Source organism: Bacteroides sp. 14(A), assembly GCF_000526555.1.
Lineage (GTDB): Bacteria > Bacteroidota > Bacteroidia > Bacteroidales > Bacteroidaceae > Bacteroides > Bacteroides cellulosilyticus.
Genome location: NZ_JAGH01000001.1, coordinates 962,378 through 976,582, shown reverse-complemented (window position 1 = coordinate 976,582; position 14,205 = coordinate 962,378). Strand labels below are relative to the sequence as shown.

At 44.0% G+C, this 14,205-nt stretch carries 7 protein-coding genes and 1 pseudogene; 5 read left to right on the top strand and 3 right to left on the bottom strand.

Annotated elements, in window-relative coordinates; translation table 11 throughout:
* Position 1: 1 nt before the first annotated feature.
* Entirely contained in the window at positions 2–1,861 is a 1,860-nt protein-coding gene (mutA, locus tag K429_RS0103305; RefSeq protein WP_025726039.1) for a methylmalonyl-CoA mutase small subunit, read from the bottom strand.
* A 348-nt stretch (positions 1,862–2,209) separates the two neighbouring features.
* Here mutA and K429_RS0103300 point away from each other — a divergent pair, with 348 nt between their 5' ends.
* Together K429_RS0103300 and K429_RS31130 are read left to right on the top strand one after the other, a co-directional pair.
* Positions 2,210–3,871: a putative transporter gene (locus K429_RS0103300; protein ID WP_007210356.1), complete on the top strand. Its 1,662-nt coding sequence runs from the start codon at positions 2,210–2,212 to the stop codon at positions 3,869–3,871.
* An 81-nt stretch (positions 3,872–3,952) separates the two neighbouring features.
* Positions 3,953–4,396: pseudogene (locus tag K429_RS31130) on the top strand (ORF6N domain-containing protein); the annotation flags it as partial.
* Here the strand turns inward: K429_RS31130 and K429_RS0103295 are convergent.
* Both K429_RS0103295 and K429_RS0103290 read right to left on the bottom strand, forming a co-directional pair.
* Positions 4,395–5,033 carry an AAA family ATPase gene (locus K429_RS0103295; RefSeq protein WP_025726038.1) on the bottom strand — a complete coding sequence of 213 codons (639 nt, stop codon included), beginning with the start codon at positions 5,031–5,033 and terminating at the stop codon, positions 4,395–4,397. The pseudogene K429_RS31130 and the gene K429_RS0103295 overlap by 2 nt on opposite strands.
* A gap of 83 nt (positions 5,034–5,116) precedes the next feature.
* Positions 5,117–6,469 (bottom strand): MATE family efflux transporter, encoded by a 1,353-nt coding sequence (locus tag K429_RS0103290; protein ID WP_025726037.1) that lies wholly within the window; start codon positions 6,467–6,469, stop codon positions 5,117–5,119.
* Between the two features lie 851 nt (positions 6,470–7,320).
* Between K429_RS0103290 and K429_RS0103285 the strand changes: the two genes are divergently transcribed.
* The 3 genes from K429_RS0103285 to K429_RS0103275 all read left to right on the top strand — a co-directional run bounded on the left by K429_RS0103285 (position 7,321) and on the right by K429_RS0103275 (position 14,128).
* On the top strand, positions 7,321–9,225 hold the full coding sequence (locus K429_RS0103285) for a hypothetical protein (protein WP_052340624.1): 1,905 nt from the start codon (positions 7,321–7,323) through the stop codon (positions 9,223–9,225).
* Between the two features lie 160 nt (positions 9,226–9,385).
* Positions 9,386–12,592, top strand: a complete 3,207-nt coding sequence (locus tag K429_RS0103280) for a TonB-dependent receptor (RefSeq protein WP_025726035.1) — start codon at positions 9,386–9,388, stop codon at positions 12,590–12,592.
* A 12-nt stretch (positions 12,593–12,604) separates the two neighbouring features.
* Positions 12,605–14,128 carry a RagB/SusD family nutrient uptake outer membrane protein gene (locus K429_RS0103275; protein WP_007210348.1) on the top strand — a complete coding sequence of 508 codons (1,524 nt, stop codon included), beginning with the start codon at positions 12,605–12,607 and terminating at the stop codon, positions 14,126–14,128.
* Positions 14,129–14,205 lie beyond the last annotated feature (77 nt).

Below are 14,205 nucleotides of genomic sequence, written 5' to 3'. Positions count from 1 at the left end.
CTTACTTCAAAAGTTTAGCGTTGAATTCCTTTAATGTTTCCAGCACGTTAACGCGAACATGGATAAAGTTCTCGATACCGACAGCCTTCAGTTCTTCCATGTTGGCAGGAGCACCGGCTACGATAAATATGGCACGGCCATCCAAAGCCTTGAAGGCAGGAACAGCATATTCTGCATATTCATCGTCACTCGAACACAATACCACGATGTCAGCCTTGGCAGCCATAGCGGCCTCTATACCGGCTTCCACTGTGGGGAAACCAAGGTTGTCAACCACCTCATATCCGGCACAAGCCAGGAAGTTGCAAGAGAACTGAGCACGTGCCTGACGCATAGCCAGGTTACCGATAGTCAACATAAATGCTTTCGGACGCTTACCGGAGGCTTCCGTTTCGAGACGCAACGCTTCAAATTCACTGGCAGCACGGTCGAAATTCAATGTCTGAACATCTTTTTCGCAAGTGTCATGACCACCGCAGCAGCAAGTAGCTTCAAGCGGTTTCTTCTCACCTGCCTTCTCATTGAAGTTCGGGAACTGATTGGTACCCAACAATACTTCGCGACGCTGGGCAACAGCTTTATGACGGGTCTTGTTACTTTCGTTCACAGCAGCCTGCACCTTACCAGCTTTTACTGCTGCATAGAAACCGCCTTCTTCTTCTACCGCAAGGAAGAGTTCCCATGCTTGTTTAGCGATGGATACAGTCAGGTTTTCAATATAATAAGAACCGGCAGCAGGGTCAATCACCTTATCAAAGTGAGACTCTTCTTTCAGCAACAACTGCTGATTGCGTGCCATACGTTCAGAGAATTCATCAGGAGCCGCATACGTTTTGTCGAACGGGCTCACAGTCATTGAGTCCACACCGCCCAAAGCAGCACTCATAGCTTCTGTCTGCGTACGCAGCAAGTTCACATGAGCGTCGAACAAAGTAAGGTTGAATGTAGAAGTCTCAGCGTGAACACGCATCTTAGCAGCACATTTAGCTTCCGCATCATAAGAAGCCACAATGTTTGCCCACAACATACGGGCAGCACGGAACTTAGCTATTTCGAGGAAATAGTTGGAACTGATACCGAAATTGAATTTAATCTTCCTGGCAACTACAGCAGCAGGAACTCCGGCTTCAGTCAGTTGATTCAGATATTCATTACCCCAGGCAAGAGCATACCCCAATTCCTGATAGATATAAGAACCGGCATTATTCAGTGTCAGAGCCGTTACATTCAGTACACGGTATTCCGGCAGAGCATCGGTTGCTTCAATCAAGGCTTTGGCTGTTGCCAGCATATCGCCCTTTTCTTTACCTTTGGCCAGCATCTTGTCGAAGAAATCATAGCCGATAGAACCTTGCAATTTCGTCAGGTCATATTCTTTCTTCCGGAAGTAAGCTACCAGGATTTCCGCAAGTTTCACTACATGTCCCTGGCACGTGTAGAAGTTCAACTCTACACAATCAACGCAGATACCTTCGAGCAATGTCTCGATGTATTCGGCATTGAGTTCTTTCGCCTTCACACGGAACGCCAGTGAATCTACGCCTTTATTCAGAATATCCAGCGCTTTTGTGTTAGCTTCCTTCGGGCATTCCACCTTGATTTCCTGGCGTACCAGCCATTCGTTGTTGTCTTTCTTGGTGCCTCTGAGATAAGGGAATTCACCGGGAAGTGCATCCGTCGTTTTCAGTCCTTCGAGGTCTTCCATGCGATAGAAAGGTTTCACCTTGAATCCTTCGTTTGTTTTCCAAACGAGTTTCTTCTCAAAATCAGCGCCTTTCAGGTCGGCTGTAACTTTGTCCATCCACTGTTCGGTGGTGGTGGGAGCAAAGTCTGAGAAGAGTTTTTCTTTACTGTCTGCCATAGTTTATTTTATAATTAAAAAGATAATGAGTAATCTCTTCACTTGCCTATTTGTCTAAAATAGGACTTGCAAATATACTCAATAACTTAATAACACAAGGTTTTTTAAGTAAAATTCGCATGAAGATATGACATTCTGGAAGCATGATTTCCGTATGTATATGCATGATTGCAAAGTGCACCTTACATTTTAGAGTAAAAACTTATATTCAAGCATACTACTCAATTATCCTCTGCCCATGCCTGTACTCAAAAGAAAAACTCCCGGAAACCCTTTGCTACCTCCCTTTTAATGCCTACCTTTGCGCGAAATTTAATAAGCAAATAAAAAAGATAAACAAAAGTAACTATGGATTGGTTAGAGAGTTTGTTATGGGACCCTGCCTCCGTCGCCCATATCGTATGCTTGTATGCATTCGTAATATCTGTCGGCGTGCTTTTGGGCAAGATCAAGATTTTCGGGATATCGCTGGGAGTCACATTTGTACTTTTCACTGGTATCCTGATGGGACATTTCGGCTTTACGGGTGAGACACACATTCTGCACTTCATCCGCGAATTCGGATTAATTCTGTTCGTATTCTGTATCGGTCTGCAAGTAGGACCGTCGTTCTTCTCTTCCTTTAAGAAAGGAGGCATGACACTGAATATGCTTGCAGTAGGTATAGTTGTACTAAATATTGCAGTAGCTTTGGGCATTTACTTCATCGACGGAGGAATCGACCTCCCCATGATAGTAGGTATCCTTTACGGTGCAGTCACCAATACTCCGGGTTTGGGTGCCGCACAGGAAGCATTGAATCAACTGAACTACACGGGTGATCCCATCGCATTGGGATACGCCTGCGCTTATCCGCTCGGTGTTGTCGGTATCATCGGTTCTATTATTGCTATCCGCTACATCTGCCGGGTGAACCTGAAAAAGGAAGAAGACGAACTCTCTACACAGACTTCTGATATGAAGCACATGCCGCACATGTTGCATCTGGAAGTTCGCAATGAATCTATCGATGGAAAGAAGCTCCTCCAGATCAAAGAGTTTATGGGACGTCCTTTTGTATGTTCACGCATACGCCACGATGGACACGTCAGCATCCCCAACCAAGATACGGAATTTCATATCGGAGACCAAGTATTCATCGTATGCTCCGAGGAAGATGCCGAAGCGGTAATCGCTTTTATCGGTAAAGAAATTCAAGTGGACTGGGAAAAACAAGATATGCCAATGGTTTCACGCCGCATATTGGTGACTAAGTCCGAAATCAACGGTAAGAAACTGGGTAGCCTGCATTTTCGTAGCATGTATGGAGTGAATGTAACCCGCATCAACCGTTCCGGTATGGATTTGTTTGCCGATCCGAATCTGATATTGCAGGTAGGTGACCGCGTTATGGTCGTGGGTCAGCAAGATGCTGTAGAACGGGTTGCCGGTGTATTGGGCAACCAGTTGAAGCGGCTGGATACACCGAACATTGTGACTATTTTCGTGGGTATTTTCCTGGGTATTCTGCTAGGTAGTCTTCCTATCGCTTTCCCGGGTATACCTACTCCGGTAAAACTCGGTTTGGCCGGTGGTCCGTTGGTGGTTGCTATTCTTATCGGACGGTTCGGACATAAATTGAAGCTGGTGACTTATACAACCATGAGTGCTAATCTGATGCTGCGCGAGATCGGTATTGTACTTTTCCTTGCCAGTGTAGGCATCGAAGCTGGTGAACACTTTGTACAGACCGTAGTAGAAGGTTCCGGACTATCATATGTAGGCTATGGTTTCCTGATTACCGTAATTCCTTTGCTGATTATCGGTATGATTGCCCGCTTTTATTGCAAAGTGAACTATTTCACTTTAATGGGATTAATTGCAGGTAGTAATACCGACCCTCCTGCACTAGCGTATGCCAACCAGGCATCCGGTAACGATGCTCCGGCAGTAGGCTATTCTACGGTCTATCCGCTGACAATGTTCCTGCGTATTCTGGCGGGACAAATGATATTGCTGACAATGATGTAATACAATATAAATTAAAAAAAATAAAAACACAGAGATTATAGATTCTATTATCTCTGTGTTTTTTATATAGAGCTATCAATTATGAATGAATTGCAATTAATTCAAAGCAAGATATACGAAATCAGAGGACAGAAAGTCATGCTGGATTTTGATTTAGCGGAAATGTATGGTCTTGAAACAAAACGGCTAAAAGAAGCTGTTCGGCGTAATATAGATAGATTTGAAGGTGATGATTTCATGTTTCAACTAACTAAAGAAGAAGTAACAGAACTTTCAAGGTCGCAAATTGCGACCTTGAACAAGGGTAGAGGTTATAACATAAAATATGCGCCTTTTGCTTTTGGTGAGCTCGGCATAGCAATGCTTAGTAGTGTATTGAACTCCAAAACAGCTATAGAAATAAATAGAGGAATCATGCGTGCTTTTGTTGTTGTACGCCAATTATTAACCTATCCATCTATTGACAGAATTTCAGGACTTCAGTGTGAGATTCAAGAACTTAAAGAATACATTGAAGATGTCTTTATGAAAAATCCATTTTTATCTTCAATTTCACAAACTCCTCCACGAAATCTATTGTCTTCTCAATTCCCAGCACCGAAGAATCAATGCAGAGATGATAAGTTGCCGCAGCTCCCCATGTCTTGTAACTATAATAATTGTAATACTCCGAACGTTTTTTATCTGCCTTGCTCATCATATTTTCCGCCTCTTCTTCCGAAATGTGATGCATAGCGCAAAGACGGGCAACACGTGCCTCATGCGAGGCAGAAATAAAAATATTGGCGCAACGGGGATGCTCCCGGAGAATATAATCGGCACAACGGCCTACAAAAAGACAGGACTTCTCAGAGGCCAACTGACGGATCACATCACTCTGCACTTTGAAAAGCGCGTCATTACTAAGACAATTTTGGGTAGGTAAAGCGCCATCTCCCACAAAAGGGAAACGCATACCGAAAAGTCCGCCGATGATTCCCTGCGAAGCACGCTCATCAGCTTTCTCAAAAAATTCACGACAGAGGCCACTCTCCTTGGAAGCCAGAGTTATCAACTCCTTATCATAGAAATCGATGCCCAAGCGGGCTGCCAACTTCTCCCCTATCTCCTTTCCGCCGCTTCCCAATTGGCGACCGATGTTCACAACGAATTTCTTATTCATAGCTTCAATCTAAATATTGGTTTACTGATAGCAAAAGTAAGGATTTATAGGAAAGAAACAAAAAAAGTCACACGTTTTTCGCCCTATTCTTCCGCTCTCTTGAATTTACGGAACTGCCTTACCAACATTACCAGCGCTACCAGGCTGGCAAGTAAATCGGAGAATGGCATACTATACCACACACCTGCCGCACCGAAAAAACGGGGCAGGATTATCAATGCCGGAAGCAGGAAAAGCATCTGGCGCGTAAGAGAAAGGAAAATAGCCTTACTGGCCATTCCGATACTCTGGAAGAAATTAGATGTCACCATCTGGAAACCGATAATAGGGAAAAACATCACTACGACCCGCAAACCACGTGCCGAGATTGCTATCAATTCCTCATCAGAAGTAAATATAGAAACTACCAGCTCAGGTATAAGCATTCCCATCAGAAAACCGGAAGTAGTGACAACTGTTGCAAAGATGATTGTCAGTTTCAACACCCGGGAAACGCGCGCGTATTGCTGGGCACCAAAGTTATATCCAGCAATGGGCTGCATACCTTGATTCAGTCCCATCACAATCATCACAAATATAAATACCAGTCGATTGACAATACCGAATGCACCGATGGATAAATCTCCTCCATAGCGCTTCAGCCCTTGATTGATAACAATCACAATAAAACATGCCGCCAGATTCATGAGGAAAGGAGACATACCGATAGCAAGCGAATCTATCACAATCTTACGACGCAAGCGGAAAATGCCGCGGTGAAAGTGCAAGAGTTCGTCTTTATTGCTGAATATCTTGAATTGCCACAGTAATGAAATGACCTGGGCAATGATAGTGGCAATAGCGGCTCCACGGATACCCCAACCGAAGCCATAAATAAATAGAGGGTCAAGTATCGTGTTGATAACAACCGTAGCAATAGTGGCATACATCGCTTTCTGCGGATGTCCGGAAGAACGCAACACAGCATTCAAGCCCAGATAAAGGTGGGTGACGACATTGCCAAGTAAAATGATCTGCATATATTCGCGGGCGTACTTCACCGTCTCATCACTACCGCCGAAGAAGTAAAGGATGGGATCGAGAAATATCATCGTCACTACCGTAAATGCTAATCCCAGCACTATATTCAGAACAAGCACATTACCTAATATCCGTTGAGCCGTATCATAGTCTTTCTGCCCTAACTTTACAGAAACCAGCGTAGAAGCGCCCACTCCCACCAACGAACCGAACGCTGCTGCAAGATTCATCAGAGGAAAAGTAAGTGCCAGTCCCGAAATAGCCATTGTGCCCACTCCGTGACCGATAAAAATGCTGTCCACCATATTATATAAGGAAGATGCCGTCATGGCGATAATTGCCGGCACTGCATATTGCATCAGTAGTTTTCCAATCTTTTCTGTTCCCAACGCTGTGGGTGCCTTTTGTCCTGTCATACCTATTTCTTTATTTTCAGGGCGCAAAGGTACTCATTTTCCCGCAAGCAAACAAAAGAAGACGAGAAATAGATTATTTGTAGTGTTATTTCTTCAAGAGGTATATCATGCTAATTTCGGCTATTATGGTTCAATAGATATCACCGATTTGATTATACAAGAAGTTATGCAAAACAACTAATACACTATATATCAAGCAAATAAATTTCAATCAAATACAATAATAAAAAAAAATGGGGTTCATTCGGGTTCATTTGGGTTCAAGGTTCACTATGAACCCTACGTGTCACGTATTCATATGGGGAAAAAGCTATTTTTGTAATATAATAAGAACTATTTATAGACCATCTTCGCACCCATTCATCTTCGTATCCCGACAGAGTATAGTCAGAACATTTGCAATACAGTATTATTTTCGTACATTACATAATAAATGGGAGTGAACCTACACCCCCAAAAACACATATTATCCACAAAATCAAAAAGCAATTAACACACTCACTATCTGATGATTAATAAAAATTTCAAAAATTTCATACTGACAGATAGGGTTCATAGTGAACCTTGACCCCTGTGAACCCTGCGCAACAGTAAAACGATGTTACAATAAACGAATATGGATACAATATCATCCCCCTATCATCTATCCCACTAAAAAATCAACTATTAAAAGAGCAAACAAAATTATAGCAAGAGGGAACAAAACTATTGCAGAAGTAAATGAATACCCATGAAGCCCGCCGGAGAGTGTTAAAGTCCCGGTTCAGAGATGATTTTACTAAAATAGAATACGATTTTCATACCTCCGGAAAAGATTCGCGCTTACATTTGTCCCTCAAATACGGAAATACATGAAAACTCTATCTTATCACCACTTTATTTTTCTGTTGGCCGGACTTCTTTTTGCAAGTGCCGTAAATGCCCAGACAGCCTATATGCACGGTTCTACTTATGAAGAACGCGGTCATTCACTCATCGACCAGATGTTACAGACCCAACCGGTAGACAACGGTAACATAAAATATGTGTCGCCTTTCTACTTCGCCCGCTTATGGCGTGACTGTGAAAAGGAAAAAGCCATAGAAAAACTAACCGAAATGTATCAATATCAACTGGACCATGTGGAAGCGTTCTATAACTCCGGCTCAGATATGGATTTCTTTGCCCATGCCACCATGCACGGCTACATGCTCACCAAAGAAAAAATGCCGGACTCACTGCGAGAAAAGATTAAAGCCTTCATGAAAATAGGCAAATATACCAGAGATAACGGTACGCTGAACATGAAACTCATGCATCAGACCAGCGGATTGCTCTGCGCCGAAGAATGGCCCGACTTTACAGATGCCGACGGCAAAACCTCCGTCCAGCTAAAAGAATTCCTGCATGACAGGATCGTACATACATTAAAGCAATTCATCACCCATAACTGTCCTGAAGCGGATGCTTTTACCTATCTGGGAACTAATCTTCAATATATCAGGATGCTTGCCGAATTCTCTAAAAACGAGGAGATACGTAAAAGCGCTTTAGCAGCTTACCACCATATCATAGCACAATTACTGTTACCCTGGAATCAAGGCCTGTATTGTGCCAATCCTCCCCGTTGCAAAGGTTGGAAGAATTTATATACGGGTAATTTGAGCACCGGTGTACAGATCGTTCAGCTAACCTGGCTATTCTACGGTAGCCCCGATGAACGTATCATCCTCCGTGAAGCTGCAAACAGAGACAATTTCGGCTGTTTCAACTTCTGGCTGGCCTACGAACGCACTGTAAAACCACTCCCTTTTCTGCAAGCTCTGAACAACTCGAAAAGCTATCCTTATGATTTCAAAGCTTTACGGATAGACAGCAAGCATTACTATTGCCGCTACACTTATCAAAGTCCGAATTACGGTTTATCCACCCAGACAGTAGAAGCTTTTCCTGAAAAACTGAAAGATTTCCAATACACCTACGCATTTAAAGAGACTAAGAACATACACCTTGTCTGGCAATCGGATAATTCGGAAGCATCCGTGTTCAGTGTGTGCCATGATAACCCCGAACGCCCTCAGATTTATCAGACACACTCCAACAAGCTGGGGTATGGGGAGAATCCTTATCACCGTGTCTTCGGATACGAAAAAAGTGCCATTGGCGTATATAATGTAGCAGAGAACTATATGAATATCCCCCATTTCTATCAGATGTACGTACCATTCAGCCGCAAGGGCATAAAAAAGAGAATGGTGAAGAAAATCAACGGGTTGCAATGGATATTATGTCACACCGGTTCCATGATGTTCGCTTTTGCCACTCCGGAAGAATGGACTTTTGAGGTTTCCGGCGGCAAATATGATATAAAAGCACACGATGTTCTCATCCTGAAAGACAAAAAGCGTCGCAGAGGCTCCTGGGTACTGGAAACGACTGAAATCACCGAACAATACAAAGATGCCCGGGGAGATATGAAAGCTGAACTGGAGAATTTTGCCAACGATATCCGCGAAAAGGTAAAGTTTAACTGTTCCGGCGACTATGAAACGAGTGAAACTCCGGGAATTTCATATACCAACCTACAGGGAAACACACTGGAACTGACATTCTTTTCCCCCGAAACAGCCTATAGCGGACAGTATAAACTGAACGGAAATCCTGTAAAACTGAATACCGAATACATATCTCAAAGCAAATATATGGAGCAAAAAGCCAATAGTAACGTTCTTCTGTTCCACACCCCGGAAGGTACAAAAACCTGGAAATTGGAATAACGTACCAAAGTTGGGAAAAACAGTCGTTTGAGACCTTTTTTATAGGTTTTGAAACGATTTTCCATATCCCTTCCCACCCCATCGGCTACTTTTGCGAATGAAAAACAAACTTGCTTTATGCATATTTAAAGAAATTAATAGTATCTAAAAAATTTAATTTATGGAAAACAGAATCACACTCTCAAAACGTGTGGAAGGAAAATCCCGACTTTGGGTGACTTTACTCCTTCTATGCTTCTGTAGTTTTACTTGGGCACAAGTAAAAGTTACCGGCGTTGTAACAGACCCGTCGGGTGAAGCCATTATCGGTGCTAACATCGTAGAAAAAGGTGTACCGGGAAACGGCACGATCAGCGACATCGACGGAAACTTTACCTTAAATGTGAAAAGCAACAAGGCCACAGTAACCGTCTCTTTCATTGGCTACAAAGACAAAACAGTAGCTCTCAACGGAAGTACAAACCTGAAAGTTACATTAGAAGAAGATTCTCAGTCATTGGATGAAGTAGTGGTAGTGGGTTACGGCTCCGTGAAGAAAAGCAATCTGACGACTTCCGTATCCAAGATGACCTCCGAAGCCATTGAAGGACGTCCGGTCACCAATCTGAGTGATGCCCTCTCCGGTCAGCTGGCCGGTGTGCAAACCCAGACCAGCAGTGGTATTCCGGGTGAAGAAATGCAAATTACCGTACGTGGTGTCAGCTCCATCAACGGTTCTTCCAATCCCCTCATTGTAGTGGATGGAGTCATCACCGAAAATATGAGCAATGTGAATCCGTCCGATGTAGCGTCTATCCAAGTATTGAAAGATGCGGCAGCCACTTCTATCTATGGTGCACGCGGTTCTGCCGGTGTAATCCTGATTGAGACCAAACAGGCTCAAAAAGGTGCTCCTGTCGTTAAATGGGAATCATACTTAGGTTTCCAGAACGCCGTAGGCCTGCCCGAAATGATGTCTCCTAAAGAATGGATGGCATACAACCTGTATCTGAAAAATGCGATGTGGCTGCAAAAAGACGGCAATAACACACTGGATACCCCCAATAAAGACCGTCCGAGCGGTGACCGCGTGAACCCGGACTGGCTGCTGAACCCTAATTCCGACACAGCCGACTGGACATTGCGTTCCGATCTTCCTCAGACTGATTGGGTTGACGCCATTCTCCAGACAGCTTTCACCCACAGTCACCAGGTATCGGTTTCCAGCAAAGGCGACAGATATTCTATCTATGCTTCTGCCGGATACTTGAACCAGGAAGGTATCGTAAAACATACCGGATACGAACGTTTCAACTTCCGTATCAACGCCTCAATGAACATTAACAAACACATCAAGGCCGGTGTGAACTTTGCTCCTACCATTTCTTCACAGGACAGAGGTGAGTCTGAGGGTAAGGATAAAGTCATCATGACTGCCCTGACCATGATTCCTACTATCGGCATCAACGAAGGTACCCGCTCGCTGGGTTTCAGCAAATTCAGAAAGGATGACGTTAACCCATACGAACGCCTCAGACAGGTTACCGATAGCAGAAATATCAAGAATTTCGACGTTGCATCATGGGTAGAAGCGAATATCATCAAAGGACTGACTTTCAAGTCTATGTTCAACTATAGTTCTGAAAACCGCATCGATGAATATTTCCTCCCGCTCGACGTACAGAAAATGTCCGTAAAGAGCGCTACTGCTTCAAGCAAAGTGATCTCCGGCAGTCGCACCGGATGGCAAAATACATTGAGCTATGACTTTACTCTCTGGAAGAAACATCAGATGAATGTATTGTTAGGACAAAGTATAGAAAACCGCAGCATCTATACTGCCGATATGAAAGCTACCGACTTCCCGCTGGATAACGTTCCTACCTTGAACCAGGGAGCCACTCCGAGTCAGGCCAGCACCCTGAAGAATATTGTTCGTACGGCTTCTCTTTTCGGACGTTTAAGCTACAACTATGATGATAAATACTTAGTATCTGCATCTATGCGTCGTGACGGTTCTTCCCGTTTCGGTCCTTCCAATCGCTGGGCTACTTTCCCCTCCGTATCTGCCGGATGGAAAATCAACAGTGAAGAATTCATGAAAGACATAGAATTCATCTCCCTGTTAAAGCTCCGTGCTTCCTGGGGTATGTCCGGTAACGACCGTATCGGCTACAGTGACTATGTTTCTACCTTCACTACCGGAAATGTCGCTTACGGAAATACTTCACAAATAGCCATCTACCCGACTAACTATGCCAACTCGGATTTGAAATGGGAAACGACCAAAGCATTCGACTTCGGTTTCGACCTCTCCCTGTTCAAAAACCGCATACAGTTGAACGTAGACTATTACATCAACCGCACGGACGACTTGCTGTATAATTTGCAACTCCCCGCTGCTACCGGCTTCAACAGTATGCGCACAAATCTGGCTTCTATTGAGAACCGTGGTTGGGAAATTGACCTGACAACAACCAATATTAATACAAGATCATTCAAATGGTCGAGCACACTGAACCTTTCCGGAAACAAGAATAAGGTACTGGATTTAGGTGGAAACGATGAAATCATCACTGATGCATGGAATGCACAGTTCATCACGAAAGTAGGAGGTCCTATTTCTCAATTCTATACTTACCTCACAGACGGTCTGCTGACAGAAGCCGACTTCGAAGTAGGTGCTGACGGACGTTATAATCCTAACAAGCCATTGGTTCCTACCGTAAAAGGTAAGAAGCAGAGACCCGGTAACGTGAAATACGTAGACGTTGACGGAAGTGGTTCTATCGACAATGACGACAGAGTAGCTTACGGTTCAAACGAACCTGACGTGATGTTCGGTTTCACTAACAGATTTACTTATAAGGACTTCGAGTTGAGCATATTCCTGCGCGGACAGATTGGAGGTAATGTACTTTGGATTGGTGCCCGTAACCTGGATACCGGCGGTAAATATGGTGCCAACAACACACTGAGAAGATGGTTGCACTGCTACAAAGAAGATTATCCGAACGGTAACCCCATTCCTACTGAACTGGGTGTAGATATGTCATGGGATGGAAAAACACCGACTCCTTACGGTTTGGGTGACAACTCCGAGCAGGACGGACAATTGCACAGAACAGATTTGGAAATCTTTGACGCAACTTTCTTACGCATCCAAAATGTCAGCCTGGCCTACAATATGCCCAAGAAATGGCTGAATGCCTTGGGAATCAAAGCAGCCAAAATTTACGGAACAGTAGAAAACCTGCATACCTTTACCGATTATGTCGGCAACCCGGATACCAATAGCTACAGTACCAATCCGATGCTCAGAGGTGCAGATTACAATACTTATCCGTTGTCAAGAAAATATATATTTGGTGTAAACGTAACCTTTTAATCAGTAACGATCATGAAAATAATAACTAAAATAGTAGCCGTATGTTGCTTGTGGGGTCTATCCTCCTGCGACAGCTATCTGGACGTCAACCAACCGTCTATTTACACAGACCAGAGCTTATACAAGACTCCTGCTGATTGTGAAGCCTCCATTGCCGGAGTTTACTCACAATTACAGACTGTCTATAATCGTAACTATCTGGAAGCAATCGTATTGAGGGAAGACGCTATTAAAAACATGAACAATAACATCACCCGCTTCACGGATACTTCTACCGAAAAAACCTGGGAAACCGCATGGAAATCGCTCTGGGTACTGGTATCACGCAGCAATAAGATATTGGACAACATCGACCGGGTAGTCTTCTCTGATGAAGATCAGAAAAATCATATCAAAGGCGAGGCTTATGCCATGCGCGGACTGGCCTATCTGCAATTCGCCTGGTGCTGGGGAGGTTCTCCGCTCATCACTACGGATCTTTCATTGGCCGAATTGCGTAAAGTGAAACGTTCTTCACAGGAAGAGACTTACCAACAAGCAATCAAGGACTTCGAACTGGCTTATGACCTGCTTCCCGAAAAAAGAAGCGGCACAGAAGTGGGACGTATTACCAAATATGCAATGGCCGGTATGCTGGGACGTACTTACCTGTATATGCATAATCCTGCAAAGGCAGTAGAGTGGTTGGAGCTGATAATTGCCAAAGAACCCGCTTTATATAAAATGGCCGACAACTATGAAGATTGTTTCGATGATAAATTCGACAACACATCCGAACGTGTCTGGGAAGTACAATACATGGGCGGTTCCACCGGTAAAGCTTTGGGTATCAGCCAAACGTTCAACAGTATGCTACTCGCTTCCAGTATCAATCTTGAAAAGGATGCTCCGTTCCTACATAATGTTACGTTCAAAGGTCCTTCCGGTACCGCTCAAGTTTCCGAGTCCATCTGGGGTGAAGGGGTTTATGAAGAAGGCGATATCCGCCGGGCCGCTACCATGGTGAACAACCTTTATTACGATAAAGATTACCAGCATGCTGACACTTACACAGCCCGTAAGTTTCTGAAGGCAACGCAGACGAAACCCGGTTCTTATGACGAATGGGGTAATAATATCTCTATTCTGCGTTACACGGATGTCAAGCTGATGTATGCCGAAGCTCTGAATGAAGTGGGCTATGCAGAGAATATCACTACAATCTTATCCATCATTAACGAAGTGCGCAAAAGAGCCGGACTGGAAGCCATCGATGCTACCAGACTGAACAGCAAGCAAGCTACATTCGATTACATCGTTCACGAACGTTTTATCGAGTTCTGTTACGAAGGACTTCGTTGGCCCGACCTGATTCGTTGGGGACTTGCCGAAGAAGCAATGAAGAAACACTTCTCTCTCAAAAACGAAGGCTTCAACACAGCTACCCAAACACCAATGTATGCAATGGAAAAACGTAATCTGCTGGCACCGATTCCACAATCTGAAATCAATGCCTATGGTGACGGAACAATCATGTGGCAAAATCCCGAATATTAAAATTCTGTCATAGAACAAAGGGAGTATACGTATGTTGGGCAAGCCGGAAAATCCGGTTTGCCCACTCTCTTATAATA